Raw genomic sequence first — 26898 nt, forward strand, 5'->3', positions numbered from 1 at the left:
CTATACTCTCGAGGTTTAGTAGGTGTTTTTATATTTTACTTCCATATAAAGCACGATTTCCGACGTAGTTGAAATCAAACTTCAAACCATATTCAAATGCTTCGTTTGCTATTTTTCTTTTCCTAATGATTTTTCCAAACAGGACGAGGTCTTTTCCATCGATGTTTATATTGATTTTATAAATTGCGATGTAATTTACAGGAAAGTCGAGCTTACTCACAAACCGCAAGCCCCCAGCACTTATATCGATTACTAGTATGCCTGCTTCGTTTCGTATATGGAAATCAGTATGATATGAATGCGTCTCCAGTTCTAATGTAGCCTGGATCCCATTTGTGATGTTTAACCGATCGAATTCCCTTCGACTAGTCACGCGAATACTCCTCTCGACGTTATTTTGAAATATTATATCATTTTTATGTAAATAAATCAGCGACGAACAAATGCATAGAAAAATGAAATTACCATGGATACTGTCCGCTTTTTCTTAATAATAATTAGAAGATGAGAGAACATAATGAAGAATAATTGTGCTAAAAGTTGTACTACTTGGAAAGTTAGGTTTGATATACTTTAACTGTAAAATAATTCAAAAAAATCAATATAAGGGGGAGTTGATATTATGGAATTTATTACTTTAGCTATAAACATTGCCATAGTTGTTTTCTTAGTAATTGATGCACCAAAGTTTGGAAAAAATCCGATTCTTTGGGGTGTACTTGGCTTCATTTTTAGCGCGATTGCCTTAGGGATTTATCTCATTAAAACTGGAAGAACAGCATGGGGTTGGGTCATTACTATAGTTTGCGGGATTGGATATATATTCGTCCTATTTATCATCGGACTATTCTCGTTACTTCTATTTTTCTTATAGGTGCCTGTCACCACCCGAATTTTGTCGAATGAAAAATCAGCATTTCCCGGTTTTCAAAAAACATTTGGGAGAATGCTGATTTTTTTACATTCAACTAAATCAACACATATATCAATACAACTCATTTTTTAATTCAATTTATTCTCAAATGAGCGAAGAAATTTCGCCCGGGGAAGTCGCTTTAATATTGATTGACCTTCATTTTCAAGGATTTCTAAAAAGATATCAGTGATGTACGGGTCAAATTGAGTACAGCGATTGTCGGCAATTTCCGCCTTTGCGTAACTTAAGTCAAGCGCATTCCTATAGGTGCGCTTGCTCGTCATTGCGTCAAACGAATCTGCAACACAAAGGATTCTGGCTGCCAAGGGGATTTCCTCACCCTTAAGGCCTGCTGGATAACCTTTTCCATCAAATCGCTCATGGTGGTAGCGAACCATCTCTAAAACCCCAAGCTCCGCAAACGAAGAAATGTGCATAATCATGTTATAACCAAGCTCAGGGTGCAGTTTAATCTGCTCAAACTCTTCTAGTGTTAACTTTGTTGGTTTTTTCAGAATGGTTTCGGAAATACCGATTTTCCCGATATCATGCAGCAACCCGCCGATATAAATAGCATTGCACTCTTCCTTTGAGAATTTGAGTTTTTTGGCAATCATTAATGCATACTTGGCAACATTTTCTGAATGTTGGCCAGTATAAGTGTCCCTTGAACCGAGCGAATTCGATAGGGCGGTGACTAAATCGTTTTTTAATTTTTGAATATGCAAGAATTGTTTTGTAATGGTATAGGCAAAGAAGGTAATCGATACATAGATTAATAAATTAACAAATAAGGCTGTTGTACTTTCGGGATTTCCTAAAATGAATATTTGTACGCTCAATCCAAGGCAGCTAGCGACCAGTACATACCAACCAGGATAGTTCCATAGGCTAATCCCCAAGGTGACAAAGGTGAAGATATAGAGGGAGCTGTATTCAGGATTCCAATACGTAATGAGTGGTACAGCGATAATCAATATAAACAAAAGGTAACGGAGCAGCTTAAATAACTTTGGGGTAGGGGAATTGTAGTCGGCCATGATGAACACCTCTGTTGTTTATATTTCAAATATTATAAACAGGATAATGTATTGAATCTATTTTTGCAGTTGAAAAAGTCTCAGTTTTCAAGAAAAGGTGCCTGTCACCACCCGAATTTTGTCGAAGAAATCTTCATAACTTCCACACAAGTTCCTCATAAGTTCTTCATACGAGATTAGTATTATTAAGACAAGAAGAACACAGGGTTTTGAAACGCAACGCAACACCGGCTCTTCATCACTTTTTTAACAATCATTTACTTATAGCAGGGTCGGAAAACCCTTGCCAGGAAAGTCGATACTAACAGGACCCTCGATTTTCCACCTTAGTGCTAAACGTTAACACTAAGAAGTTTTACTCGTTAAGCTTAAGTTTTAAACCTTTCTAAAATAAATCTCTCTTTTTGAAAGCTGACCATCGGGTTGGCTTATTTTTTTATTCCCCAAACCCATATTAAGTCCCATATTCAAAGTCCCATATTCAAACCTAATCTAGGCGTATTTACTCAAATAAACAATAATAAAAAGTTCTTTATTGAGAACCTCTAAACATTGTTGTATAATCAAAAACGAACATTAATGTAGCACTTTGTGATTAATCGAACAAAGTAGATTAAAGCTGTGCATCTAACTCCGTGAAGACTAGGTCAGTCAGTCTTCAGTATTACTGGCAAAGGAGTTGTAAGGTTTTGAAAAAACGGGTAACTGGGTTGGCAATATTGACAATCATATTTCTTTTTACTTTAAATATGTCCGTCCAAGCAAATCTAAGTAGAACCGTTCCTATGGCAGAACATACACATACTAAAGGTTTACAACCTCAATCAAAGGAACAACATGTAAATCGAATTGCACATGCAGGTTATGAGCTCGGGAAAAGTGGAGCGGAGTATAAGCTTCCAACTAAATTTGAAAGATCAGAAAAAGTTTTCAAAACATCTTACAAAAAAGGCTATCAAGAATACAAGTTAAGAAAAGAAAGTAACTTAAAAATCGCCAACATTGGCGCCGGGTTGCTATTTTTCGTCTGGTTGTGTCGCCGATTTTATGTGGCTAGAAAAATGATAAGTTAGGGGTAATTGGAATGGGAGTTTATCGGAAAATTTGTTACATAATTGAAGATATCATCGTAAAACTTTTAGGGAAAAATCAACCTCAAGCAGAGCTTAGATCGAAAGTTGAACAATACCGAAGCATATCTGAAGAGCAAAACCTTCATAACTCGGTCTTTTAATAAAGCGCATACATAACAAACCTCAGCTAGCCAAAACCAAAAATCCTACCAACAATTCATTTAAACATAAAAAAAGCTGGCCAGTGGTCAGCTCTCGGTCTTATGTATATTGCCACAATGGTATTCTAATTTTCTGTACCACTTTTGCCAATTTGTTCGTCATTCTTAATCGACCGTCTCGTCTTTCCGCATCTTACACATTTACCAGAATAATAGTCGATTTTATGTTTCTTTTGTAAAAAACATATAATTGCACCAAGCTTCAAGTAAGCTCCCCCCCTTTACAATCTACCTAGCTCCATTAATGTAGTTCATTCTATTTAAAGGGTAATTGTTCTAATTACCAGTTTTTTTATCAGATTAATGCCAAAATTAGTTTACTGCTAAATAATAAAGATAGCAATATAGTTTGCTAAAAATTTGGAATAATTTTAATGATAAGTTATTTTAATAAAACAATATATTTATTGGCAACGAAACAAACCTGATTCAGAAAATAAATGCCACTAAAAGGAGTTGGAATAATTTACAATTAATTCAGAAAATTGTAAAATTATTATAGGTATACGTTTTATAAGTCACTAGATTTAATTAAGGGGATAGCACACATGAGATATTATGAGTTATTAGTCGCTATTTTTGAGAAAGAAATTGGACATTTAATAGAAGAAAATAGATTTCATAATGAATTTGGCGGAGTACTGACTGCGAAATTCTTATATCAAAATAGAATTTGTGTGAGCATGATGTTCGTTGAAATTAAGAAAGGTGTATGGGTCATTCACCATGATTTTTCGATGGAGGAGCCGTTCCTATTGAAAAAAGTACTATATCTCTGTGAAAGAATTGAAAGAATTGGTGATACGAAGCGGACGACCATATTGTTGTCTGAGGATTTACAAGACGTCAAGCGCCAAAACATCATTACAACTATCATCAAAGCCGGCATTCAAAACTTTTTTAACTTATTTACATTATTTGTTTCACCCGTCCTTGCTGTACAAAAAGAACGCCCAAGTGAAACTGACATCACGATTCCGATAAAAGAAACAGCGAAATCCTAAGAATGAAGCCGAAAATAAAAATCTTCACAACTTCCACATAAGTTCCTCATAAGTTCTCCATACGAACTTTGTATTATTAACTCAAGAAGAACAAAACAAAGTTCTTCAATCATCTAATTAACAATAATCTTAATATATCAGGGTCGGAAAACCCTGGCATTTGAAAATCGATAATAATAGGACCCTCGATTTTCGCCCTTAGCACTAATGAAGTGTTAAGCTCAGTACCACCTTTTGCTGTAAAATCTATAAAACCTCTCTATTACATAGCTGGCCATGGGCCGGCTTATTTTTTTGTATTGATAAAAACAAAAACCATTCCTTTATATTTTTCGAAACTCCACATAATCCCCAATTCGCACATCACAAACCTCAAAGCCTGCTGTAACCCAACCGGCTGCATGCGATCCATTAATCCGACTGTTTACCCACCAACAATGATACTTGTAGGCAGCTTCAGGTAAAGCATCTCCAAGGATGATTTCGATTTGTTGAAAGGACAGAAATATAGTGGGGTCTGTTTGTCTAGTTAAATATATTTGTAATGGTAGATAACAATCTGCGACTGCGCTACTGATCATCTTTTGCTCCTAACTCCTCACAAGCACGAGGATTTTTTTACTAATGGTTTTGCCGGATTTTTCAATATGTATACGTACTTTGTGAGGTTGTGGCGAACGGATTAGACGGTTTGATCTTGATTAGGAGAACTTCCCTCGGATCGAGTCGCAGGGCCTGCTTTCTTTTTTCGGAAAATTAACCAAGCAACCTGACTCAAAATAATCACGAGTACTTCCATGGAAAGAATGTACCACGGATAGGGACCTAGATAATCCAGCAGGCTGAAATGATTGGGTTTGCCGCTAAGGTACCAATAGTTGCCGCCCGTCAGAGCATTGACCAGCATAATGAACGGCATTAGGAGGTTCAAAAATAAAAATAGCTTTACTGTCGACCAAAAAGTCGGTCGGTATCCCTTTACCCAAGTGAAATAAAACGCGACCCAAACAATCATTAAATGAGTATAGAAAAAGTGAAAGTAGCGAAAATGCGGAAAATCGTAATGGAGTGAAGGGAAGAAGATGGACTGGGTGCAGCCAAGAATGGCTGTAAAAAAGACCAGCTCGTATATATGTCTTGATTTTCGAATCAGCAAAATAACGGTTAACACGAGGCTAATGCTACAAAGTTCAAGTTGGACCGAATGACTGGCATCCCAGTTTCCATTCACATACATCCAAACATGATAGGTTACTTCAATCAAAACCAAGCTAGAGGCAACTGCATATTCCCATGCTTTAGTGAGAGATTCCCTCAGCCTGTCTTGAAAAATAAAAATGAATAACGATACTAATATAAAGGTGAGCATGACAAATAAATGACTTGCAGAATACATTTCGAAGCGAAAAGGCTGAGAACTGCCGCCAAACCATCCCATTATCATCACCCCTAACTCTATTTTAGCATTATGTGCTCGGCCTAGAACAAAAAAGTGAGGTCGGATTTGATTGAATTTCGCATAAAATAATCCCCATCCTTTGGGAAGATGGGGATTAGCTATAGGGTATTAGGTTATTTGGGTTGTTCCTAATTATTAAAAGTATTAATTATGACTTTAATGCTTTATAAACTTTATTTACGACTTTTTGGTTATTGGGCTTAAGACAGTGATGATAAGCAATTTCATGTTGATAAAGAAACATCGAACGGTTCAGTCAGGTACCTAGCACATTTTTTGCCAAAGTCTAGAGCTTTGGGCAATGGACGTTTGCTCAATAAGGTTGTAAGCGGCATTTGTAATGGCCTGTGGCAGTGAATCACCAGTAGCACGAACATCGTTAAAGCAAGCTTCAGAAACACCATTTGTTTTATATTGGAATCCATACTCTTCTAATTTTTTTACAATTAACATGGCATGATCGTGGTTCTCTTCGGGCTGAAATTCTGAATCATGAATGAATTGATTATTTTCGTAGTCATACCAGCGATCCCATCTGTTTAATTTCCAGCCAAAAATTCTTCTAGCAATAGAATCTGTTTTGTTCATTTTATTTACCCCTTTGTAAAAAGTTTTATTTTCCCCATCCCATTGTTCTAACAAATCACATCACCAAAGGCTTTAATACTATATTCACCAAAAACGTTTATGTTGTATAACAGTTTACTAATTGTTGTTTATTATATAACACGTTCGCGAAACTGACCACAATTTTTTGAAAATTTTTTTAAAAAAATAAAAATAATTTTTCTGTGAGCAAAAATGAAGCTTTTTTAACTGTATTTTGAGAAAATTAAGTCATCCTCGTGATAAAATAATAAGAGTAGTAACATTGGGGAGTGAACACATTGAAAACTATTACAATTGAAGATTTAGCTCAACGGTTTTCATTGAAGGTGTTAGCAGGGGAAAGTCATTTAGGCCGAAAAGTTACCAAAACTCAATCGCACAGACCTGGTTTAGAATTCATCGGTTTCTTCGACTTTTTTCCGATGGAACAAGTGCAAATTTTGGGTAAAAATGAAATTACATATTTATACACTTTGACAAAGGAAGAACGCCGCATGCGCGTTAGCAATATCGTCAAATATCATCCACCATGCTTTATCGTTACTGACCATCAAGAGGATCGCCTTTTTTATATGAGGGAATTTTGTGAGAAGGAAGGAATTCCTTTACTTTTTACTTGTGAACCTACTTATGAATTCGCTTCCAAACTTGATGCCTATTTAGTTAAAGCGCTCGCACCAGAAATTGCGATTCATGGGGTTTGTCTCAATGTGTTTGGGATGGGGATTTTACTGCGCGGTAAATCAGGCATCGGCAAAAGTGAAACCGCTCACACGCTAATAGGACGAGGCCATCGCCTTGTCGCTGACGATATCGTTGTCTTAAAAAAGCTGAGTCCGCAAACATTACTTGGAACGCATAACGGAACAAATCGCGAATTTCTTGCACTGCGCAGCATCGGCTTATTAAACGTCGCACGGATGTACGGACGCAAGGCCTATCAAGAGGAAACGCGTATCGCCCTCGATATCGAGCTAACCACTTGGGAAAAAAATAGCTTAAATAACGACCTTGAAGTAGAAGCAAAAATGTCGGAATACATGGGTGTTCAAATTCCCCGCATCGAAATCCAGCTCCAGGCTGGACGTGACGTCGTTGGCTTAATCGAAGCTGCCGCCAATAATTTTTATTTAAAGCAGCAGGGCTACAGCGCAGCTGATGAATTTATGAAACGCCTTGAATCAGAAGAAAATTAAATTTGTGAAATATGGAAGGCAGCTGTCCCAGAGGGGCAGCTGCCTAATTATTACGTTATTCATCATGTCTAAACTCCTTTAATAGGCGGGCACTGTCTTTTTTAATTTTATTTTCGTCCGAATCGCCGACCACATGGCAACAAGCAGTCCGCCGCCACTATCGGCAATCAAATCAATCATCGTATCGCGATTGCCACCGCCTTGTAGCGTTTGATTGAAAAATTCATCAGAACTAAATTCGTATATTTCCCAAACTACCCCGCCTAATACTGCGAAGGCTATGACAAAAATAAATACAAACCAAGGGGAAATATGCTTGTCAGCTTCGCGATGGATGAGGCGTTCATACAAAGCAACCCCGGCAAAACCAAGAATCGCCCCGCTAATTAAATGCATGAATGTATCCCACCAGCCATTGCCATACCAGCCTAAAATCGAGCCCAAATATTGCGAGCCAACCAAGAATATCAAGTAGGAAACAATTAATGGCATATTAAATTTAAGCTTTGTGAAAAAAGCCAATAAAAGTGGTATGGCACCGCAACCAACCCCACTAGCTGCAACAACAGCCTTGAACGATTCATCCCTCATAAAATAAAAAATAGCAACCGATCCCATAAATAAAACGTATAGCAAGCAAAGTCCGATAACGAGCTTTCGATTGTGATTCATCATGTCACCACCTATTTTTATTGTCGTCATAATAACCGTATTTTTCCGCTTATCTATATTTTTATTATAAGATGTGGTGTGGCTTTCCGCTCTTATTAACTTATTATTGGTTGAAAATCGACAAACTCTCATTACTATTTTTAATAAAAGCTTGAAGGATAAGGCTTTACTTGAGTTTAATCAAACCTTTGATTGAAACGGGTTTCCCGGGAAATTAGTCGAAATAAGTGGGAGAGTTGTAGAATTTGAAAAATAAAGATAGAGCCAGGCTCCACCATAATCAACGGAATGCGTCTGGCTCTATTTAAGTTGGGTGGTGGTGCTGGATTTCCAGCTTCATTTAAATGGCGTGTAATCCACCCCCGGAGTGTACACGTTTTTACTATTCCAAAGTAAATATTCGTGAATTCCCTGGTCATGAAGTGCGCGAATCTGGTCCTCAACTTCCTTCTTCCCATAAATCAGGTAATTTCCTTTACCAAGCCACGGGGCGGTGAAATCCTGCAGCCAAGGTCGCGATTTCGGCGGATGTTTTAATTTGCTTAATTTTTCCTTTTCAACGCGCGCGTATTCATGAACAAGCTTGTAAGGCTCAAGATCCGGCTTTTGGAGCCCGAAAATCCCGGACCAATGACTAGGATAAATCATCGACGAAATAATATCGATGTTCTTGGAGATTTTTAGGAAGTCTTGACCAATTCCTGGTGCCTTTTCAATCACTGTCGTATTTCCAAACGTATCAACGGACATTTTGACATCATAAGGCTCTAATCGTTTTTTTGCCATCTTCACAAATTCTGTCACGGCGTCAATTCTATGCTGACCTTGGTTTCCTGTGCTGTGCGGTTTATAGTATGTAAGTTCACTCTCAAACTGCTCAAATTTTTCTGGAAACCTCACATAATCGAATTGAATCTCCTTGAAGCCTAGCTTCGCTGCTTCAATCGCAATGCCAATATTATAATCCCAAACCTCCTTCAGAAAGGGGTTAGTAAATGAATCACCGCGACTATTTTTCCAAAGGTTATCCCCCTTTTTAAACGAATAACTCGGCTCCTTTTGCGACAGCACGCTGTCTTTAAAAACAACAATCCGCGCAATCGGATAAATATTATGCTTTTCTAAGGTTTTCATAAGCTCTTCTGGATTGGTAATATACGGATGGCTATTCGCATGATAGGCTGATATTTTCGAAGGCTCAAAGGTAATATGGCCCCAATCATCCTTAATATCAATCACCATCGCATTTAATTCAGTATCCTTAACGAGATTAACCAATTGAGTAAACTTTGGCCCTTTTGTGTTGCTGGCTTGAACGTAAATCCCTCTAATTGGCTCCTCCGATGTTGCCTCGTTTTGGGCATGTATCTCCTTTGGAACCATTGCTGTAAAAATAAAAATGGCAAATAGAAACCATATCTTTTTTCTCACAAAACACACTCTCCAGTAGTATATATTTCCAATTATCATGTGCAAAAGAGCGCGGGTTCATTCGTGGAAGTGGAGAAGTTTGCGATTTTTTTTGGGGGGATGGTTGATTCTCAAAAGGATCCCTTATGAGCCAAAACACGAGGGATAATTATAGAAAATGGCTCATAGAAGGCCTCTATGAACCAAAACAAAAGCAAAAATCAAACCAAGTGTCCCAAAGAGAGTCTCTATGAGCCAAAACACGAGGGATAATTATAGAAAATGGCTCATAGAAGGCCTCTATGAACCAAAACAAATGCAAAAATCAAACCAAGTGTCCCAAAGAGAGTCTCTATGAGCCAAAACACGAGGGATAATTATAGAAAATGGCTCATAGAAGACCTCTATGAGCCAAAACAAAAGCAATAATCAAACCAAGTGTCCCAAAGAGAGTCTCTATGAGCCAAAACTCGGGGGAAAATTATAGAAAATGGCTCATAGAAGGACTCTATGAGCCAAAACAAAAGCAAAAATCAAACCAAGTGTCCCATAGAGAGTCTCTATGAGCCAAAACACGAGGGATAATTATAGAAAATGGCTCATAGAAAGCCTCTATGAGCCAAAACAAAAGCAAAAATCAAACCAAGTGTCCCATAGAGAGTCTCTATGAGCCAAAACTCGGGGGAAAATTATAGAAAATGGCTCATAGAAGGCCTCTATGAGCCAAATCTCGAGAGATAATTATAGAAAATGGCACATAGAAAGCCCGTGAGCCAAAACAATAGAAACCATATGCCAAAATCCACTTAAAGCTGTCCCCACCTCTACAGTAGGAAAAGTATACTAGTAATTGATTGTTGAGTTTACTTATATAAAATAAACATGCTTTCCATAGCCCATTTTTTTGAAATGTTTATTCAAAATTCTCATAACCCTCTTCCTTCCACCTTCCACCCCACACCACTCATAAACCAACTTAGTCGTGATTTTCAACTCTGGAAATAGCAAGCGAATTTCCTCCACACATCGCAAAACCGCAGTTCCCAATTCTTCCTCAAACCCGCAATTATTACAAACCAAGTTCCGTCCTCCCGAAGACACGAAAAAGGACCCGCAACGTCCGCAGCAAAACCCCTTTCTCATGCCATTAAAATCATATGAAAATGGCAATTCAAAGGGAGGATTCGCGATATGACGCTCTAAAAGAAATTGTGCTATGCGGTGGTGGCCATCATTTAGGACGGAAGGCAGCCCACTCAAATTGTGTAAATATTGATTTAATTGCGGTAGATAAATAATGGGTTTGTCTTGTGGAGCATCGTATAAAAAGAATTCAGGATGATTAAAGATGACATTTCCATCAATCGATAAATGGAAGCCGTGTTTTTGGAGTAATTGGGAAAGAAGAGTCTTACATCGGCTCAATTGGTGGAGGGGGTTTTTGATTTTTTTCCTGGTGGTTATATTGCGAAATTCACCATCTTCATAATAGTAATTGCCTTGATAGTACTTTACTTCGCAAACAACAATACATTTTTGGGTAATGATTAATGTGTCGATTTGAAATTTATTGCCGTCATAGTCGAGGAACAAGTCTCTCAGAATTAAGAATTTTTCAGCCAGCCAAGCCGAGGATTCATCAAAACGCAATTCACCTTCGTAGCCTTTTTGGAGGATAGATAGGCGATGCTTTGCATCGTCTGGTATTTCCATTCGCAAATTCAAAAGTTTAAGGACCGTTAATTCAGTACGTTCAACACGTTCGTTTAATAGCATATTCCACTTCCTTTCTGGGATTCTATCTTTATTTTAAAGAAAAAAAGAAAGATAGGTGTACGAGTATTGTGTGAATTGTGTGACAACAAACAACTCATGGCCATCAGCCCTGACCGACATTTCTTTCCAATCTTAGCCATAGAATGTTATAATCGTATGTGAGATTTTGATGGGAGGTAGTAACTTGGCGATTTTAGTGACAGGCGGAGCTGGCTATATCGGAAGCCACACTTGTGTGGAGCTGCTTAACGCTGATTATGAAATAATAGTAGTAGATAATTTAGATAATAGTAAGCCAGAGGCGTTAAAGCGGGTTAAGGAACTAACTGGCAAGGAATTCAAGTTCTACGAAACGGACTTGCTCGATCGTGAGGGGCTTGAAAAGGTATTTGAGGAAAACCAAATCGAAGCCGTCATCCACTTTGCGGGCTTGAAGGCGGTAGGTGAGTCTGTGGCACTTCCGCTCAAATACTATCATAACAATATCACGGGAACATTAGTCCTTTGTGAAGTAATGAGCAAATATAACGTAAAGAATCTCGTATTTAGCTCGTCGGCGACAGTATACGGAATGCCTGAAGAAGTGCCGATTTCTGAAAGTTTTCCATTAGGAGCAACAAATCCTTACGGCCGCACGAAGCTAATGATTGAGGAGATCTTGCGCGATTTGTATGTTTCCGACAATGACTGGAGTATCGCTTTATTGCGCTATTTCAATCCAATTGGTGCGCATGAAAGTGGCCGAATTGGCGAGGATCCGAACGGAATTCCAAACAATCTAATGCCTTTCATTACTCAAGTGGCGGTAGGAAAGCTACAGGAGCTTAAGGTATTTGGCAGTGATTACAATACAGTTGATGGAACAGGGGTTAGAGATTATATTCACGTTGTTGACCTTGCTAAAGGCCACCTTAAAGCCCTTGAGAAAATCGTAACAAACAAAGGCGCTGAAAGCTATAATCTAGGAACTGGTCGTGGCTATAGCGTACTTGAAGTCGTAAAAGCATTCGAAAAAGCATCTGGAAAAACGATTCCATATGCAATCGTCGACCGCCGCCCTGGCGATGTTGCCGAGTGTTACGCGAACCCGGAAAAGGCGAAGCAAGAGTTGGGTTGGAGCGCGGAAAAGGGAATCGAGGAAATGTGTGTGGATTCCTGGAGATGGCAATCAAACAACCTAAATGGCTATGAATAATTAGTAAAGGAGGGTCAATTTGAGCCCTCCTTTTTTCTTTTAAAAATAAAGCAGACCGCCGCGCCGGATAAAAAACTAGTCAGTTATGATAGGCGGTTCCGGTTTCGATGTTGAGTTGAAGTAGAGTCAAACTTCTGCACAAAATTACAACGTTGACAGGCACGGCCCAGCGTAACTTTTGATTTGGTGTCTCGATAATAAACCTCATTAAAGCCGCATATTGAACATTCTACCTCGTGAATCGCTTCCCGTGGACCAAATAACGCATCAAGCAGTAGCTCAAAATACATCAAAATCCCCCCATCGTAACCCAAAAACGAATTAATATTTTTATATCAAAAATTACTAGGAGAAACAGTCGGAATTTGGATAATTTTTCAAAAAGAAGTTCGACGTTATTTTTACCCTAGGCATTGCAATTCGTACATGTTGTTATACCCATACTCTTGTCACGATGTTGTCAAATTCGTAATAGTCATAAAATTTTCACCGGATATTTTATTGAAATAATGTATTGGTGATGATAATCTTTATCAATAAGAGAAGCTTTTGAAAACAGATTATAAAAGTAGGTGAATAATATGATTTTATCAAAAGCAAAGATCGGCCAAACAGTTGTGGTTAAAAGCGTTGAAGGAAAAGACAAGATGAAGAAATTCCTATTTTCCTTAGGCTGCTATGAAGGCGAAGAAATCACCCTTATTTCAATTCTAGCAGGTAATTATGTTGTGAATATTAAAGATAGCCGCTACGCACTGGATGCAAATATGGCAAAATCAATCCTGATTCAAGCATAATTCTGCAATTCAATGAGACTTTAAAGCTAATGTTAAGATGAACATGACTCTGTAATCTACCAAACCAATAATATGCTATGAATCGTAGCATATTTTTATTTTCAACATAAATGATAATGATTTTCAATATCAACAAAACAACATCAAAATAGTAGAAATGAGGAGAGGCGCATCATGAAAATCGCTTTGGCGGGCAATCCGAATTGCGGGAAAACGACGGTATTCAATGCCATTACAGGAAGATCAGAAGCGGTAGGAAACTGGTCTGGTGTTACGGTATCAGCAAAAGAAGCAGGACTGAAGAAAAAGTACAATCCCGAAGGTCGCGAAATCACTATCGTTGATCTACCAGGGGCATACTCGATTTCTCCTTTTACTGGAGAGGAAGCGATTACCTCTGATTTCATTAAGGAAAAGGATCCAGATGTCATTATAAATATTGTAGATGGAGCAAATGTAAGCCGAAGCTTATTTTTCACAACGCAGCTCCTTGAGTTAGGGGTTCCGGTTGTTATTGCACTAAATAAAAATGACATCGTTTCCAAACGAGGAGATAAAATTGATGTTGCGGCGTTAAGCAGTGCCTTAAGTTGTCCTGTCATTCCTGTTGCCGCTACGCTAGAGGAAGGCTTACCGGAATTACTAGCGAGTGCAATTGAACATGGAGAAGCGCAGAGCTTTATCGCACCGCCGTCATTAGCGAGTATTGATACAGATACAGCCAGACAAAAGCTGGTTGATCAAATTGTCAATAAATGTCTTGTCAAAGTGCGTGTAGCGAACCAAATCACTCTTTCGGATAAAATAGACCGCATTGTTGCTCACAAATGGTTGGGATTACCGATTTTCTTTGGAATTATGTGGGCTGTGTTCTCTCTATCGATTGAAGGAGTCGGCGGATATTTTTCAGCTTACTTAAACGAGACACTATTTGGAGAAATCGTTCCGAATGCTGCGAACAGCTTTTTTGAAAACCTAGGTGTTGACCCGTTATTGCAGGCGGTTATCGTTGATGGGGCAATCGGTGGGGCTGGCGCTGTCATTGGCTTCTTACCGCTCATCATGGTGTTGTTTTTCTGCTTATCGCTATTAGAGGATTCTGGTTACATGGCGAGGGTGGCCGTGGTCATGGATCGATTTTTCAAAAAGATTGGCCTTTCTGGAAAATCAATTATCCCAATGATCGTTGGTTCTGGCTGCGGAATTCCGGGTGTTATGGCAACAAGAACAATTGAAGATATTAATGAAAAAAGAATGACAACAATTCTGACGCCATTTGTTCCGTGTGGGGCGAAGCTACCAATCATCGCGCTATTCGCAGCTGTATTTTTCCCTGAAAATACTTGGGTTGGCCCAAGCATGTATATTTTAGCGATTGTGATGATTTTACTAGGCGGATTGTTATTAAAGAAAATCTTTGTTTGGGATAGTACTTCATCGTTCATTATGGAGCTGCCAGAATACAAAATCCCAAGCTTAAAAAATGCACTCATTCAAATGTTTGATAAAGCAAAAGCGTTCATTGTTAAAGCAACAACAATTATCCTTGTTTGCAACACATTAGTTTGGTTCGCATCCACTTATAGCTGGAGCTTGAAGCCGGTTGAAGACCAAAGCTTAAGTATTCTAGCTTCGATGGGCTCGACCATTGCACCATTGTTAATCCCACTTGGATTTGTTGGCTGGCAATTGGCTGCAGCAGCAATAACTGGATTCATTGCGAAGGAGAACGTTGTCGCAACGTTCGCTGTCTTGTTAGTTGCATCTGAAGAAGCGTTACACATGCCTGGTGGCGTTATCACTGAGTTTTTCACACCAGTTACCGCATTAGCATATCTTGCTTTCAATTTATTTACACCACCTTGCTTCGCGGCAATCGGTGCGATGAACTCGGAAATGGGCTCGAAGAAATGGCTATTTAGAGGCTTGGCGTTCCAATTTGGTGTTGGCTATATGGTTGCGTTGATTATTTCCCAGGTTGGTTCACTGATTGTGTACGGCACTCCTAGTATTGGGTTCGGGCCTGCAATCGTGATTACCGTCCTAATGGCCTTATTCCTTGTTTTCATTATCAAACGTGCTGATTTCAAACGAACCCAGTTAGGAGTTGATTTATCGTGACAGCAACAATCGTCGTAGGTGTCATTTTTGCCGGAATTTTAATCTTTGCGACAAGAAAAGTCGTCTCAGATGCGAAAAATAAGAAATGTAATTGTTCTAGCTCAGGAAGCTGCTCAAGCAAAACGAAATGCAGTTAATAATTAAATAGAAGAAACTGGTAAAAAGCAGGAGGCGTTCAGCGTCTCCTGCTTTTTGTATTATTTTTGATTAATATTTTGTGGGCATTAAAGGTCTCAATGAAACAAATCATGAATGAAAAAGGCAAGAAATGATTCATGAAAGACCTCAATGAAACAAATCATGATTGAATTATGCAAGAAGTGTTTCATGAAAGGTCTCAATGAAACAAACCTTGGTTGAAAAAGGCAAGAAGTGTTTCATGGTAGGTCTCAATGAAACAAACCTTGGTTGAAAAAGGCAAGAAGTGTTTCATGAAAGGTCACCATGAAATATATCATGATTGAATTAAGTAAGAAGTGTCTAATGAAAGGCTCATGAGTTCAAAGGGAGATGGGGATTTAAGAGAAATGAACTCATGAAAGGCTCATGAGTTCAAAAGGAGATGAGGATTCAAGAGAAATGAACTCATGAAGGGCTCATGAGTTCAAAGGGAGATGGGGATTTAAGAGAAATGAACTCATGAAAGGCTCATGAGTTCAAAAGGAGATGAGGATTCAAGAGAAATGAACTCATGAAGGGCTCATGAGTTCAAAGGGAGATGGGGATTTAAGAGAAATGAACTCATGAAAGGCTCATGAGTTCAAAAGGAGACGGGGATTCAAGAGAAATGAACTCATGAAAGGCTCATGAGTTCAAAAGGGGACGATGGTTCTTGCAAAATGAACTCATAAAAGGCTCATGAGTTCAAAATGAGATGATGAATCAAGAGAAATGAACTCATGAAAGGCTCATGAGTTCAAAAGGAGATGGGGATTCAAGAGAAATGAACTCATGAAGGGCTCATGAGTTCAAAAAGAGATGATGAATCAAGAGAAATGAACTCATGAAAGGCTCATGAGTTCAAAAGGAGATGGGGATTCAAGAGAAATGAACTCATGAAGGGCTCATGAGTTCAAAAGGGGACGATGGTTCTTGCAAAATGAACTCATGAAAGGCTCATGAGTTCAAAAGGAGATGATGAATCAAGAGAAATGAACTCATGAAGGGCTCATGAGTTCAAAAGGAGATTAGAGTTCATGCAAAATGAACTCATGGCAAGCCCATACGGACAGAACCCAAGAAAAAAACCCGAGAAGTGTCCGTATGAAGAGCCCATACGGACAGAACCAAAGAAAAATTCACGAAAAATGTCCGTATAAAGAGCTAATACGGACATTTAAAGCAAGTACCTCATAAAATAAAAAATGTTCAACGCAAAACACAAATCCCATAAACAAATTCTCTCTTCAAACTCTCCCACGCATCGCCTTCAAGTCCGCAACAGCAAAATCTATAATTCTCCCATAAATAGACAGTATTGATTGCCCGTAGGTCGTTCCTGGTACGGCCCATTTGCCATTTAGTGCTGTCCAGGTTTTCGCGGTGCCCCGTGAGACTAAATGGAAGCGGGGGTCGACGACAGGGTAGGCGGTTGGTAATGACTCAGAACTTGCATAGGCAAATAAATGCTGAAGGTGGGCGAGGACACCATCTTCGGGTGTGGCGAACGATGCGCCACGTACGGGAGTTCCGGTTGCCCCGATTCCAGCGAAATTATTTTGGGTGGATCGCACATCGCCGCCGAAACGGAAATACCCAGTTTCGAGCAAGGCTTGGGAAAAAGCAATATCACCCCGAATTCCATAATAATCTCCGTATAAAACGTATAATCCACCCAATTCAACCGCACTCGGATTAATTGATTTTGCGTATTTATTAAGATGCTCAGGAGAAATTAATGTCGGACCTAATATTGAAATAGCAGTATAGTTGGAGAAGTTTCCACCACTGCTACCACCAGCACCACCGCCCTTGCCACCAGTGTCTCCGCTCCCATCCTGACTTGGACTAAAATAAACCATCAGCATCACCTCCATTTATTAGCTTCAAGTAAATATATGCGGCGCGTTATCAGATTAATTTTTCGAAAAGGGAAAATATTTGAGATAGGATTGTCATTATTAAAATAAAATAGAACAAACTGCACTAATTCAAATAGTAAAAGCCATCAAACTTGCCATCCAAAAATTTAACAACCTGCGCAGCTCAAACATGCCAAATAGAACCATCAAAGGGTGCCCATTCCAGAAATCATAAAAATCCGTTAAATCACTAGTTCATTTTGAAATTGCACTCGTATGATATCATAAAACCATTTTTCCATACGATGAGGTGTCGTAATGACAATGCGAATGAAAGTAGTCCTTGTTATACTAGTGGTCCCGCTGTTGTTGTTCAGTTTAAATTCGGAAATTACGGAGATCATCACCGTCATGCTGTCAGGGGATCATTCTGCATTGGCCGATCTTTCGAAGGGGAGTCTTCTTCTGATACTCCTGTGCACGTTGTTGTTGATGACAATTCAAAACTTATTTACGATTATTCCGCTTATATTGTTAATATCCGTTAATATCTCATTATTTGGATTTACGGGTGGATATATTTGGAGTTGGATTGTGAGCATCGCGGGAGCAGTCGTTTCTTTTTTACTGACACGATTTTGGTTTCAGGACTTTTTTGGGAAATTTGTGGATGACAAATGGGAGCAAAAAATTGATGAGAACGGATTTTGGTTTGTTTTTATCGGAAGAATCATGCCGTTTATGCCAACCAGTGTTGTTAATATTGCTGCGGGGATTAGTTCGGTTCGCTTTATGAAGTTCTTCTATGCGACTGCAATCGGAAATTTCATATATTTCTTTTTCCTATCAGCAATCTCCCTTGGAATCCTATCCATCCCTTGGGAGAACGGGATTTATCTTGCGCTCGCCTTGTGCACGCTGATTATTTATATGCTTATCAGGAGAAGAAAAAAGAAAAGCTTGTTAATCGAGTCCTCCTCTGAATATCAAACCGAGGACTTCTAAACAAAGAGGGTGAATCTAACCCTCTTTTCCAATCATTCCGCGTAATTTTCCCACAACTAGCAGCAAAACTGGGAATAGCAGTCCATATACAGCTGCAAAGGGCGTCCAAATCGAGCCAATCACCGAGATGAAAAAAGAGGAATTGGGATAGGCAATTAACGAAAGCACAATCATCATCATACCAAATGGAAAATAAAGAATTCTGGAGTGCTTCAGCTTTAAAGCCTGCGCAAAACAAACTGTAGTGGCATAAAAACAAATAATTAATTTGAAAAATATCGTAATAATCCACAATATTGCCATGATTGCTTCAATGCGCTCTAGTATATTAGCAATATTTATTTTTGTCGCTAATATAAAGGTTGGGTATATGACTCTACCAGTCATTTCTGAGCCCATAACCAATATGCTAATAAAGGAAATGATAATCAGGATAAGGCCGCCAAATAAATAGCCGTAATAAAAGGCTTTTGTTGTTTTGTTTGTATCTTTCACGTAAGGGTAAATCATCAAAAACACGACGAGCTCCATACAAGGGGTGCCAATGTAAGGCAGCGTCCCATTAATAATTGGCTTAAAACCACCTTCAAGCATTGGTTGAATATTTTCAATTTTTGCTTGAGGAAAAATTAATATGATCAGTAAGCAAAAAAAGAAAATAGTAATTGGAAAAATAATTTCAGATGTCCTCGAAAAAGTTTCCAAGCCATAATACAGTCCAAAAATGACCACCAATATGAAAAGGATTTCAATGAACTGGATTGGCGTATCATCCAATACATGAGTTACTAAAAAATCGCCAATGTTACGGAGCACAAGTGAAGAGATGAGAAAAAAATAGGCAGAGAACATTAAGGAAATACAGAGTCCAAGCCATTTGCCGAGGATTTTCTCACTGTATTCAGCAAGGTTCATTTTTGGATAAGACTTTGCTAAAGAATTGTATATTACGATTAAAATAAAGCCAAGGCCAACCCCGATAATCGCTGCTAACCACGCATCTTGCTTCGCTTTGGCGGCTAGCGCAGAGGGCAATAATAGGATTGAACTTCCAATTACATACATTGTTACTAATACGGAGAATTGAACGTTTGAGATTTTCCCGTTTTCTAGCATAAAGAACCCCTTAGCAGCACGGCAGTGTGATTATGTTATTTTTCTTCAAAAAATAAATAAATATCCCTACATTTGAAAAATATTCCACTCAATCAAACAAAAAAAGAGAGGAATCAGCGCTGATTACCCTCTTCATTAATGGTTAGTAATTATGAAATTGCTGTTACTTTTCGTGTGCGTATTAATGAAAACGTATAAGCCTCGCACATCCAGGTAAAAACCTCTTTATCTAACTCAGCTTCACTCTCAATGATGACATGGTGGGTAAAGCGACCGGGATATGGTTCAACAATCTCTGTGAATCGTTTGTTCTTTAGACGACGTCCCACGCTAAAGGTCAGAACGATACTGTTTGGCGGTCGTTTTGAGCCGGACGGCGGATACCAGAGCCAGGCAAATTTCGCTTTTGTGCCAAACGAGATTTCGGTTTTGTGAACTTCCACTGTTGCAGGTCCAATTGATGAAATCATGCGTTCTAATGCTTGGAACAAAGAGAAATGATCATTATGATTAGAAAAGAAAGCTCGGACTTCTTCTGTATAATCAGGATCAGTCATGTCTCTCCACCTCTCTATTGATTTCATTTTTAAATGATTCTTGCAACTTTATCCTAACTCTATTCTACCACTTAAATATTCTTTCACTATACTTTTTGTAAAATCTTGATTGTTGCTTACGACTTTCAGGCGCGATGCTTATGGGAAAATTACTCCAATTATTTCGTCCATGGTCATTCCGCTTTGTACTTCATACATTCCTGGTTTAAGACCGTTTGCTAAACCGCGACGATCCACCTCTTGGGTGAATTCGAGTGCATTAGGAATGATTTTTGATTGTACGAGCGCATTGCCGACATCGATACTGGTCATCCCAGAAGCAACGAAAATGACGGTTCGGTATACAATCTTTTCTTCTGGTTGAGTTTCGGTTTTTGTTTTAGGCTCTTCTTTTTGTTTGTCTTTAGCTTTGGTTGATTTTTCACTAGCCGTTTTTGCTGCTTTTTCTGCATTGTTAGCCGCTTTTTCAGCTTTGTTCGCTTTCTTTTCGGCTGCTTCTACTGCAGCAACTTGAGCATCCCAGTCTTTCTCTGTTTTCACAACATAGCCTTCTGCAACTAGCGCAGCTTTCATTTCTTTTTCTGATAGCTTTGTTTTCGGGTTCGCTGCTGCATCATTTGGGAAAAGGTAGTATACTGCTGTGATTAAGCATGCAGCAATAAAAATACCAGCAGCAATGCTTTGCATTGTTTTAGCTGTCATGTTCAGCCTTGCCCCTTTCTGTCTTCGGCTTGATGTAAGGTGCTAGCTTCTGTTCAACATCCTCAGCAGTTAATTCATATTTACCGGCAATGCTTTCATTCGAATAACCGCGCCGATTCATGTCAATCATTTCCTTAAGATGGGTACGTTCCTCGGTATAGCCTGCTTCATGTGCTGTAATTTCTGCGTCCAACTCAAGAAAGCGCACCTGCTCTTGCAGCTTATTTATTTCATCGGTTAACGAAAATGTGATGTGATCAATTTGCTGTTGATAGTCCTTGGATGACTGCTTAGTGTTATTAATCGACAAAATGAACAGTATAATTGCAGCTAGGAATAAAATGGCTAATGTCCACTCCATCATATTTGCTCATCCTCCATATAGTTCAATTTTTTTACATTGTCCTATTATACATGGATTATGATTACATTTGGATTACAATTCGATAAAATTATACAAAACGCGACAAAAGTCCTGATTTGATAGTAAGTTATGGAAAACATTTAGGGCAAGGAGTCAAATGGTGGGTATGTTTATCTGTGAGAGTGGACCACCACCACACGAACAACTTCTCTGAATAAAACATAGCCAAGCTGAATATGTATAGTTTAATAGAATGAAAAATTTCAGAGGGTGGAGGGCGAGCGAATGAAGGTATTTCTAAGAATCATTAGCCTTTTAGTCTTGCTTGTTGGTATTTATTTGTTTGTAATTGGTGATACAGGGCTGGGCGTTATCGCAGTCATCGTGGCACTTATTCTGTTTCCGACTAAAAGTAGTGGTGGGCATGGTGCGAAGCGTTCAAAAGCGGTGAGCAGCAGTCACAGTTATTATGACCATGATGACGATGAGAGAGACGACGATGATTTTGATGATGATGATGGTAATGATGGCGGTGACTCCTCAGACGGTGGTGATTCCGGAGGGGGAAGTGATGATTAATAATTTTAATCAAAAACAAGCTCAAGTGTTGAGGGCTTGTTTTTTTATTTACTACTAATCGTCATAGTTTGTTGGCGAATTTTAGCGATATTTATTTTATTGGAATATTCTAAATTTAGTATAAAAATCTGTAAATTAAATGCCTTGCTATGGTAGAATTTTAACAGATTGCATAATATGCTCCAAAGTCTACTATAATTTAGGAGGAAGGTAACTGACTGCGATGAAGAAACTTATATTTGTATTAGTGATTATGATGCTTTCTCTAATTGGATGCTCTTCCGTTAAGGAAACGGTTTCGAAGGCTAACAAGTCAACAGGCACAGAGGAAAAAGTGGAGAAAACCGTTAAAGAGTATGTGGAATTGTCTAAGGATGAAAAGTGGGACAAGATGTATTCGTTGATTTATGATCCGAAATTCACGAAGGAAGATTGGATTGAATCAAAGGAAGCAGAGGTATTTTCTACTGAATACGAAATCAAGTCTTATAAAATCATGTCAGTTAAGAAAGATGGAAAAAAGAATTACAAGGTTCGGGTTGGTATGGAAACTACATATAAAAATGGAGACATGAAGGGTGTAATTGAACTAGCAGTTGTGCCTAAAGGTGACAGCTATCAAATCGACCTACAAAAAAGTAAGGAAGTAAGTAGTGAGAAGTTCTAACCATATAAATAAAGAAAAGCCAGGTTCAAATTCAATTTCGGATTGCTTTGAACATGGCTTTTCTCATGAGTGGGACTAAGTCGAAAGAGGACTAGTTACCTAGCTTCTTAAGCTCGTTAATTAAGCCTGACATATCATTTATGGTTTGGAAAATTTCTGTATTTTCTAGAATTGCCGGGTCGAGCTTGCCATCCTCGATTGATTCCAAGTAAAGATTAATCCCATTGAGAACGACCGTGTTATTATCGACGATTTGTTGGTGCAAATCGGCTGCAATTTCTGGTGCTTGAAGGCTATTGAATTCTTCGATTTCGTTTTTCATATCAAGTAGCATCGTTTCGAGCTCCGTGGCTGCTTGAGTATCTTCAACAGCTCGCTTGGCCAATGGTGGCGCATCGTTTGCGAAATCAGTTGCTGTATTAATAAACTCAATTGCTTGATCGATGTAAGTAACCGTGTTTTTCGCTTCGTTAATGACATTACAACCGCCAAGTAGAATGAGCATCCCTGCAAATAAGACCGTAAACCACTTTTTCACGATATCCCCTCCTTATTTTTCGGTAAAATCTATAAGCATTCTCCTCTATTGTAACAGTATTTTAAATATTCGTGCGGCGGATCTGGGCTTTTTCTCGGTTTATATATTGGAACTGGATTAATCAGGATAAAATTTATCAGCATGGAAACGCTAAAGATGGTTATGGAGGTGAGTATAATTGAAAGGTCATAAGCGCAATAATCCAGAGAGTAATACACAAAATCTTGATTCAAAACTATCTGCTAATCCGTTAGACCAGTTTTCTGATGTGGTGTATAAAACCGTAGATAATATGGTGGATGGCGATGATGAGCAACTTAAACCACAGGAATAATTTTTAATAAGATTGAGTTGATAAACCTTATGATTCTTGTAAATGGTTTTGAAATCCTGTAGCTTATGAAAAGAGCCGGGACATAAGTATTTCAGCTAAACAAAAAACCGAACAATCTTGCGAAATTCTAACTTAGAATTTCCAAATTGTTCGGTTTTTTTATTCCTTTTTATAATAGGCGCCCTGATATAACTGTGGAAATTACATTGAAGTGCCAATTTTTTTGCAAGAGGGTCTGTTAACCTTGTGTTTGAAAATAAGCGGAAGAATTACGCTTATTTTGGGAAATACCTATATTTCCCTAAAAATAACGGGAGTTTTTCCGCTTATTTCATAAAAATCACTGGATTTTGTCTTTTCGGGAGTAGTTAAGCGGAAATTCTCCTCTTATTTCAGCTCATTTAGCCCCCCTTACATACAATAACGGGAAATTCTCCTCTTATTTATTCTCATAACTACATGAAAACCAACACTGAACTTTAATATAGTCTCCATAAAATCATTCGAACTTAATAGCGGACAATTTAGTTCTGTCCCAGCTTCTTTGTGTGTAACCTTCTGTTGGAGCATTACAGCACATCATTTCGTCATCATCCACTCAGTAACTTTCTTTGCTTCAGCTTCAGAGAGCAGATTCCCTGGCATCATGCCTTTTCCTTCCATAATTAATGTGTAAAGTTCATCCTGAGTATATTTATCTGCCATATTTTTTACGGCAGGTCCTGAGGCGCCTTCTAGATTTTCTCCGTGACAGCCAACGCAGCTTTTTTTATAAAGTCCTTCAGGATCATTGGGATTAGCGGCCTGATCGTTCCCGCAGCCTCCTAAAAGTCCAATTGTGATGATTCCTAATAGTAATAGTCGTAGCATCTAAACGCCTCCATGTTTTACAAAATTGATATATTAGTTATTTGTTAAAGCAATTAATCTAATGCAACAAATAAAAATTAACTTCAGAAAAAGACACGTGAAGATTGAATTCTGTCGAAGTCTGTTGTTGCGAAATATTACTGTGATACCGCAGTTTATGATAATTTTTTGTAGTATATTTGCCCGAAAAAAAGGGTTTTGATTGGAATACGTGCAGATTTTGTAGAAGATAATTTATTGAATATTATGATTTATCAAAATATAATGAGGTCGATTACCCATAAACAAGCTTTTAGTAAGGAGGAAGAGTTTTGAAGTCTAGTAGATTTTCGATAATCTTTGCACTGGTGCTACTATTTAACGCAGTTTTTGCAGGATTTGCATTTGCAGCAGATACAGCTCCGATCACGCAAAAAAAAGTAAAAGTAGTTGCGCTAGGTGATTCGATTTCAGTTGGACCATCTACATTCCCGTATTATATTGGGGAAGAATGCAACGAAGTGACATCATTCGGAGGTAGTGGTGCGACGTCTGCATCTTTACTGGGGACGTTAACTGGAAATGTATTAAATTTCAGTAATAGCGCGAAGCAAGCTGATGTAGTCACTGTAAATATTGGGAGCAATGATTTCTTAGGAGCAACAGGTTTAGGTGCATTGTTAAACACATTAAAACCAATTGTGAACGATCCAGATGCATTAAAGACGGCATTGGCTGAAAACCAATTGACTCCGATAACTGAAGAACAACTTAACACGTACCGGATTTCCTTAACAGCAATCTTAACCATGACTGATACGCAGTCAAATGCACCGATTGTTCTTTACAACTTATACAATCCGATTGTTGTGAATGATCAGTTAGATTTAGCTGTTGATGGCAAATTGACTGAATTACATAACGTTGTAGAGCAAGAACTTTCTAAAGTCAACAATGTAATCAGTGAAGTTGGAGGTAGTACAGGAGCACGTGTCGTAGATGCCAAGTCTACTATTGCTTCAAATCCAGCGGCATTCATTCTGCCATTAGATATCCACCCAACAGCAGCAGGACACAAAGCATTAGCAAAGTTAACAGATAATGTGCTTGCTAGTTTACCAGTTCAAGAGCCAGATGAAGATTTAAATCCTTGCGGCGGTTGTGACGAAGAGCCAGTTGAAGAGCCAGAAGGCTGCACACAAACTCCACCGGAAGAAGAGGAGCCACCAGCTGAAGAACCAGGTGAAACCCCGGGCGAACAACCTGAGAATCCACCAGCTGAAGAGCCAAAGGAAAATCCAACACCACAGCCGCCTGCAACTGAACAGCCTAAGGCAGAAACACCAAAGCCTGCTCCAGTTAAAGCACATGCTAAGGTTGTTACTTCTGGAAGTGAATTACCAGACACTGCAACACCAATCTATAATTACCTAGTCATTGGACTAGCCTTAGCATTCATTGGCATGATTAGCTTTGGAATGCAGCAATATCACCAAAAAAGAAAACAAAGCATATAGTGTAGTACACTAAAGCGGAAGCGGCTTGGTCAGGGGCGACAGGCACAAGACGAGCTGGCTAGAAGGTTGTTCTTTGACCTTCTGGACTGATTGGCTTGTGACCCCGAGCCCCTAGCCGCTGGAGCTAGCAGCACACTAAAGCGGTGGGGGACAGTCCCCCACCGCTTTAGTGTGTTAAAGAGTTTCTTTGGCTTCCATGTAGAGGGCTTGGATGAATTTTTTGATGTTGATGCGTGGTGGGGCGCTGGATGAGTCGCCTTTCCCTTGCAGCTCGAGCATCTTCAGCCGTATTTGTGAGTAGTCAAAGAAAGTAGCTGCATAATGTTCAAATTTAGGGTTTGCATAATCAGTTACACCAAGTGCCGCGATGTGGTCGAAGGCTTGGTGAATGGTTCGACGGATCCGCTGCTCCCCTGCCTTTGTTTCTTTTTTAATTTCAATTGCTGTAACATTATTACCAAGCCGTTTTCTGACGATTTTTTCATATAAATCCTTCATCGAAGGTACGGACCGATTTCCCTCTGTTTCGGATTGGTACATCACACTTAGGATATCAAGTAAATCTTTATTTCCGCTTTCGCCAATAATGCCAAGCTCAAGTAACACGTTTCTACCGGAGTTAATGAGAGCGTATAAATCACCGTTACCTACACTTGTTCCTGGATGATTTCTAGTGCGAGAACTCCTATCATTTTTGAAAATCGAGCTAGATCTCGTTGTAGGGTGTGGTTCCTGCTTCTGCAGTCCCAGCCCACTTAAGGAATGTTGGATTTGCTGGATAGATTTTTGTAACAGCAGGTGTTCTGACGCCTTTTTAATAATACTGACCACTTCATGCCGATTGATAGGCTTGGTAATATAATATTCAACGCCCAGTTCGTATGCCTCGGCAATCAAATCCTTCGTTTCCACCTGAGAAATCATGATGATTTTTCCAGAAAAGGAAGGGGCAATTTCGCGAACGGTCTCAATCCCATCCCGATTTGGCATGAGCAAATCAATCAACAATAAATCAATTCCATTAGCGGCAAGGATATCTGCATAAACCTCTGAGCCATCTTCAGCCTCCCCTACAACAGTACCGAGTTCTTCGTCTTCAATGATATTGGCAAGCATCGCCCGTATTGGAACAGAATCATCTACAATAAAAAATCTCATCG

General features: G+C 38.9%; 30 protein-coding genes. 14 read left to right on the top strand and 16 right to left on the bottom strand.

The features are described from left to right. Nucleotides 1-28 precede the first annotated feature (28 nt). Nucleotides 29-373, bottom strand: coding sequence for a PilZ domain-containing protein (locus FXW34_RS19885; protein WP_187119044.1), 345 nt, complete (start codon nucleotides 371-373; stop codon nucleotides 29-31). A gap of 249 nt (nucleotides 374-622) precedes the next feature. Between FXW34_RS19885 and FXW34_RS19890 the strand changes: the two genes are divergently transcribed. After that, the gene (locus FXW34_RS19890) at nucleotides 623-874 is read left to right on the top strand and encodes a hypothetical protein (RefSeq protein WP_147535802.1); all 252 of its coding nucleotides are present in this window, start codon (nucleotides 623-625) and stop codon (nucleotides 872-874) included. A 128-nt stretch (nucleotides 875-1002) separates the two neighbouring features. Here FXW34_RS19890 and FXW34_RS19895 read toward each other — a convergent pair whose 3' ends face one another. Further along, nucleotides 1003-1956 (bottom strand): HD-GYP domain-containing protein, encoded by a 954-nt coding sequence (locus FXW34_RS19895; protein WP_147535803.1) that lies wholly within the window; start codon nucleotides 1954-1956, stop codon nucleotides 1003-1005. Nucleotides 1957-2645: 689 nt separating this feature from the next. On the opposite strand from FXW34_RS19895, the gene FXW34_RS19900 reads away from it, so the two are divergent. The 3 genes from FXW34_RS19900 to FXW34_RS19905 all read left to right on the top strand — a co-directional run bounded on the left by FXW34_RS19900 (nucleotide 2646) and on the right by FXW34_RS19905 (nucleotide 4254). Continuing rightward, complete coding sequence (locus tag FXW34_RS19900) at nucleotides 2646-3029, top strand: hypothetical protein (protein ID WP_147535804.1); 384 nt, start codon at nucleotides 2646-2648, stop codon at nucleotides 3027-3029. An 11-nt stretch (nucleotides 3030-3040) separates the two neighbouring features. Beyond that, nucleotides 3041-3190, top strand: coding sequence for a hypothetical protein (locus FXW34_RS23095; protein WP_187119045.1), 150 nt, complete (start codon nucleotides 3041-3043; stop codon nucleotides 3188-3190). Nucleotides 3191-3798: 608 nt separating this feature from the next. Beyond that, nucleotides 3799-4254 (top strand): hypothetical protein, encoded by a 456-nt coding sequence (locus tag FXW34_RS19905; protein WP_147535805.1) that lies wholly within the window; start codon nucleotides 3799-3801, stop codon nucleotides 4252-4254. 323 nt (nucleotides 4255-4577) lie between these two features. On the opposite strand, the gene FXW34_RS19910 is transcribed toward FXW34_RS19905, so the two are convergent. The 3 genes from FXW34_RS19910 to FXW34_RS19920 all read right to left on the bottom strand — a co-directional run bounded on the left by FXW34_RS19910 (nucleotide 4578) and on the right by FXW34_RS19920 (nucleotide 6355). After that, the gene (locus tag FXW34_RS19910; protein ID WP_147535806.1) at nucleotides 4578-4835 is read right to left on the bottom strand and encodes a DUF7662 domain-containing protein; all 258 of its coding nucleotides are present in this window, start codon (nucleotides 4833-4835) and stop codon (nucleotides 4578-4580) included. A gap of 101 nt (nucleotides 4836-4936) precedes the next feature. Next, nucleotides 4937-5692 carry a YwaF family protein gene (locus FXW34_RS19915; protein ID WP_147535807.1) on the bottom strand — a complete coding sequence of 252 codons (756 nt, stop codon included), beginning with the start codon at nucleotides 5690-5692 and terminating at the stop codon, nucleotides 4937-4939. A gap of 285 nt (nucleotides 5693-5977) precedes the next feature. Next, on the bottom strand, nucleotides 5978-6355 hold the full coding sequence (locus tag FXW34_RS19920) for a BC1872 family protein (protein ID WP_342780882.1): 378 nt from the start codon (nucleotides 6353-6355) through the stop codon (nucleotides 5978-5980). Nucleotides 6356-6600: 245 nt separating this feature from the next. On the opposite strand from FXW34_RS19920, the gene hprK reads away from it, so the two are divergent. After that, a complete protein-coding gene (hprK, locus tag FXW34_RS19925; protein ID WP_147535808.1) occupies nucleotides 6601-7518 on the top strand; it encodes an HPr(Ser) kinase/phosphatase in 918 nt (305 codons plus the stop codon). Nucleotides 7519-7596: 78 nt separating this feature from the next. Here hprK and FXW34_RS19930 read toward each other — a convergent pair whose 3' ends face one another. The 3 genes from FXW34_RS19930 to FXW34_RS19940 form a co-directional block, all read right to left on the bottom strand. Next, the gene (locus FXW34_RS19930; RefSeq protein ID WP_147535809.1) at nucleotides 7597-8190 is read right to left on the bottom strand and encodes a DUF2238 domain-containing protein; all 594 of its coding nucleotides are present in this window, start codon (nucleotides 8188-8190) and stop codon (nucleotides 7597-7599) included. Nucleotides 8191-8526: 336 nt separating this feature from the next. Further along, nucleotides 8527-9621 (bottom strand): putative glycoside hydrolase, encoded by a 1095-nt coding sequence (locus tag FXW34_RS19935; RefSeq protein ID WP_425457453.1) that lies wholly within the window; start codon nucleotides 9619-9621, stop codon nucleotides 8527-8529. Nucleotides 9622-10467: 846 nt separating this feature from the next. Next, nucleotides 10468-11376 carry a nuclease-related domain-containing protein gene (locus tag FXW34_RS19940; RefSeq protein ID WP_147535810.1) on the bottom strand — a complete coding sequence of 303 codons (909 nt, stop codon included), beginning with the start codon at nucleotides 11374-11376 and terminating at the stop codon, nucleotides 10468-10470. A gap of 184 nt (nucleotides 11377-11560) precedes the next feature. On the opposite strand from FXW34_RS19940, the gene galE reads away from it, so the two are divergent. The 4 genes from galE to FXW34_RS19965 all read left to right on the top strand — a co-directional run bounded on the left by galE (nucleotide 11561) and on the right by FXW34_RS19965 (nucleotide 15626). Further along, nucleotides 11561-12571 (top strand): UDP-glucose 4-epimerase GalE, encoded by a 1011-nt coding sequence (gene galE / locus FXW34_RS19945; protein ID WP_147535811.1) that lies wholly within the window; start codon nucleotides 11561-11563, stop codon nucleotides 12569-12571. Between the two features lie 581 nt (nucleotides 12572-13152). Further along, nucleotides 13153-13368, top strand: a complete 216-nt coding sequence (locus FXW34_RS19955; RefSeq protein ID WP_147535813.1) for a FeoA family protein — start codon at nucleotides 13153-13155, stop codon at nucleotides 13366-13368. A gap of 174 nt (nucleotides 13369-13542) precedes the next feature. Further along, nucleotides 13543-15489, top strand: a complete 1947-nt coding sequence (gene feoB, locus FXW34_RS19960) for a ferrous iron transport protein B (protein ID WP_147535814.1) — start codon at nucleotides 13543-13545, stop codon at nucleotides 15487-15489. Further along, the gene (locus FXW34_RS19965; protein WP_187119046.1) at nucleotides 15486-15626 is read left to right on the top strand and encodes a FeoB-associated Cys-rich membrane protein; all 141 of its coding nucleotides are present in this window, start codon (nucleotides 15486-15488) and stop codon (nucleotides 15624-15626) included. Before feoB ends, FXW34_RS19965 begins: the two co-directional genes overlap by 4 nt. A gap of 1269 nt (nucleotides 15627-16895) precedes the next feature. On the opposite strand, the gene FXW34_RS19970 is transcribed toward FXW34_RS19965, so the two are convergent. Beyond that, the gene (locus FXW34_RS19970; protein WP_246141232.1) at nucleotides 16896-17510 is read right to left on the bottom strand and encodes a glucosaminidase domain-containing protein; all 615 of its coding nucleotides are present in this window, start codon (nucleotides 17508-17510) and stop codon (nucleotides 16896-16898) included. A gap of 318 nt (nucleotides 17511-17828) precedes the next feature. On the opposite strand from FXW34_RS19970, the gene FXW34_RS19975 reads away from it, so the two are divergent. Next, nucleotides 17829-18515: a TVP38/TMEM64 family protein gene (locus FXW34_RS19975; RefSeq protein ID WP_147535817.1), complete on the top strand. Its 687-nt coding sequence runs from the start codon at nucleotides 17829-17831 to the stop codon at nucleotides 18513-18515. Nucleotides 18516-18530: 15 nt separating this feature from the next. Here FXW34_RS19975 and FXW34_RS19980 read toward each other — a convergent pair whose 3' ends face one another. From FXW34_RS19980 to FXW34_RS19995, 4 genes are all read right to left on the bottom strand, one after another. Further along, nucleotides 18531-19631 carry a GerAB/ArcD/ProY family transporter gene (locus FXW34_RS19980; RefSeq protein WP_147535818.1) on the bottom strand — a complete coding sequence of 367 codons (1101 nt, stop codon included), beginning with the start codon at nucleotides 19629-19631 and terminating at the stop codon, nucleotides 18531-18533. Between the two features lie 149 nt (nucleotides 19632-19780). Then, nucleotides 19781-20188, bottom strand: a complete 408-nt coding sequence (locus tag FXW34_RS19985; protein ID WP_147535819.1) for a DUF5655 domain-containing protein — start codon at nucleotides 20186-20188, stop codon at nucleotides 19781-19783. Nucleotides 20189-20326: 138 nt separating this feature from the next. Then, nucleotides 20327-20890 (bottom strand): endolytic transglycosylase MltG, encoded by a 564-nt coding sequence (locus FXW34_RS19990; RefSeq protein ID WP_147535820.1) that lies wholly within the window; start codon nucleotides 20888-20890, stop codon nucleotides 20327-20329. Continuing rightward, entirely contained in the window at nucleotides 20880-21254 is a 375-nt protein-coding gene (locus FXW34_RS19995) for a hypothetical protein (protein ID WP_246141234.1), read from the bottom strand. The genes FXW34_RS19990 and FXW34_RS19995 overlap by 11 nt, the downstream gene beginning before the upstream one ends. Before the next feature lie 285 nt (nucleotides 21255-21539). Here FXW34_RS19995 and FXW34_RS20000 point away from each other — a divergent pair, with 285 nt between their 5' ends. Next, nucleotides 21540-21833: a hypothetical protein gene (locus FXW34_RS20000; protein ID WP_147535821.1), complete on the top strand. Its 294-nt coding sequence runs from the start codon at nucleotides 21540-21542 to the stop codon at nucleotides 21831-21833. 223 nt (nucleotides 21834-22056) lie between these two features. Next, entirely contained in the window at nucleotides 22057-22500 is a 444-nt protein-coding gene (locus FXW34_RS20005) for a hypothetical protein (protein ID WP_147535822.1), read from the top strand. Between the two features lie 91 nt (nucleotides 22501-22591). Here the strand turns inward: FXW34_RS20005 and FXW34_RS20010 are convergent, their stop codons facing one another. Next, nucleotides 22592-23038 (bottom strand): DUF6376 family protein, encoded by a 447-nt coding sequence (locus tag FXW34_RS20010; protein ID WP_147535823.1) that lies wholly within the window; start codon nucleotides 23036-23038, stop codon nucleotides 22592-22594. A 178-nt stretch (nucleotides 23039-23216) separates the two neighbouring features. Between FXW34_RS20010 and FXW34_RS23100 the strand changes: the two genes are divergently transcribed. Then, a complete protein-coding gene (locus FXW34_RS23100) occupies nucleotides 23217-23372 on the top strand; it encodes a hypothetical protein (protein ID WP_187119047.1) in 156 nt (51 codons plus the stop codon). Nucleotides 23373-23951: 579 nt separating this feature from the next. Here the strand turns inward: FXW34_RS23100 and FXW34_RS20015 are convergent. Then, nucleotides 23952-24242 (bottom strand): c-type cytochrome, encoded by a 291-nt coding sequence (locus FXW34_RS20015; RefSeq protein WP_147535824.1) that lies wholly within the window; start codon nucleotides 24240-24242, stop codon nucleotides 23952-23954. Between the two features lie 311 nt (nucleotides 24243-24553). On the opposite strand from FXW34_RS20015, the gene FXW34_RS20020 reads away from it, so the two are divergent. After that, on the top strand, nucleotides 24554-25738 hold the full coding sequence (locus tag FXW34_RS20020) for an SGNH/GDSL hydrolase family protein (protein ID WP_147535825.1): 1185 nt from the start codon (nucleotides 24554-24556) through the stop codon (nucleotides 25736-25738). Nucleotides 25739-25912: 174 nt separating this feature from the next. On the opposite strand, the gene FXW34_RS20025 is transcribed toward FXW34_RS20020, so the two are convergent. Continuing rightward, nucleotides 25913-26896, bottom strand: a complete 984-nt coding sequence (locus FXW34_RS20025) for a response regulator (RefSeq protein ID WP_147535826.1) — start codon at nucleotides 26894-26896, stop codon at nucleotides 25913-25915. Nucleotides 26897-26898 lie beyond the last annotated feature (2 nt).

The organism is Bacillus marasmi (assembly GCF_902168435.1).
Lineage (GTDB): Bacteria > Bacillota > Bacilli > Bacillales > Cytobacillaceae > Bacillus_BU > Bacillus_BU marasmi.

Excerpts from the sequence above, each read along its gene's own strand:
- FXW34_RS19915 (WP_147535807.1), bottom strand. The coding sequence starts at position 5,692 with ATGGGATGGTTTGGCGGCAGTTCTCAGCCTTTTCGCTTCGAAATGTAT.
- FXW34_RS19890 (WP_147535802.1), top strand. The coding sequence starts at position 623 with ATGGAATTTATTACTTTAGCTATAAACATTGCCATAGTTGTTTTCTTA.
- FXW34_RS20025 (WP_147535826.1), bottom strand. The coding sequence starts at position 26,896 with ATGAGATTTTTTATTGTAGATGATTCTGTTCCAATACGGGCGATGCTT.
- feoB (WP_147535814.1), top strand. The coding sequence starts at position 13,543 with ATGAAAATCGCTTTGGCGGGCAATCCGAATTGCGGGAAAACGACGGTA.
- FXW34_RS19940 (WP_147535810.1), bottom strand. The coding sequence starts at position 11,376 with ATGCTATTAAACGAACGTGTTGAACGTACTGAATTAACGGTCCTTAAA.
- FXW34_RS19905 (WP_147535805.1), top strand. The coding sequence starts at position 3,799 with ATGAGATATTATGAGTTATTAGTCGCTATTTTTGAGAAAGAAATTGGA.
- FXW34_RS20000 (WP_147535821.1), top strand. The coding sequence starts at position 21,540 with ATGAAGGTATTTCTAAGAATCATTAGCCTTTTAGTCTTGCTTGTTGGT.
- FXW34_RS19895 (WP_147535803.1), bottom strand. The coding sequence starts at position 1,956 with ATGGCCGACTACAATTCCCCTACCCCAAAGTTATTTAAGCTGCTCCGT.
- FXW34_RS19955 (WP_147535813.1), top strand. The coding sequence starts at position 13,153 with ATGATTTTATCAAAAGCAAAGATCGGCCAAACAGTTGTGGTTAAAAGC.
- FXW34_RS23095 (WP_187119045.1), top strand. The coding sequence starts at position 3,041 with ATGGGAGTTTATCGGAAAATTTGTTACATAATTGAAGATATCATCGTA.
- FXW34_RS19995 (WP_246141234.1), bottom strand. The coding sequence starts at position 21,254 with ATGATGGAGTGGACATTAGCCATTTTATTCCTAGCTGCAATTATACTG.
- FXW34_RS20005 (WP_147535822.1), top strand. The coding sequence starts at position 22,057 with ATGAAGAAACTTATATTTGTATTAGTGATTATGATGCTTTCTCTAATT.
- FXW34_RS19930 (WP_147535809.1), bottom strand. The coding sequence starts at position 8,190 with ATGAATCACAATCGAAAGCTCGTTATCGGACTTTGCTTGCTATACGTT.
- FXW34_RS20015 (WP_147535824.1), bottom strand. The coding sequence starts at position 24,242 with ATGCTACGACTATTACTATTAGGAATCATCACAATTGGACTTTTAGGA.
- FXW34_RS19970 (WP_246141232.1), bottom strand. The coding sequence starts at position 17,510 with ATGGTTTATTTTAGTCCAAGTCAGGATGGGAGCGGAGACACTGGTGGC.
- FXW34_RS19910 (WP_147535806.1), bottom strand. The coding sequence starts at position 4,835 with ATGATCAGTAGCGCAGTCGCAGATTGTTATCTACCATTACAAATATAT.
- FXW34_RS19985 (WP_147535819.1), bottom strand. The coding sequence starts at position 20,188 with ATGACTGATCCTGATTATACAGAAGAAGTCCGAGCTTTCTTTTCTAAT.
- FXW34_RS19990 (WP_147535820.1), bottom strand. The coding sequence starts at position 20,890 with ATGACAGCTAAAACAATGCAAAGCATTGCTGCTGGTATTTTTATTGCT.
- FXW34_RS19980 (WP_147535818.1), bottom strand. The coding sequence starts at position 19,631 with ATGCTAGAAAACGGGAAAATCTCAAACGTTCAATTCTCCGTATTAGTA.
- FXW34_RS19975 (WP_147535817.1), top strand. The coding sequence starts at position 17,829 with ATGACAATGCGAATGAAAGTAGTCCTTGTTATACTAGTGGTCCCGCTG.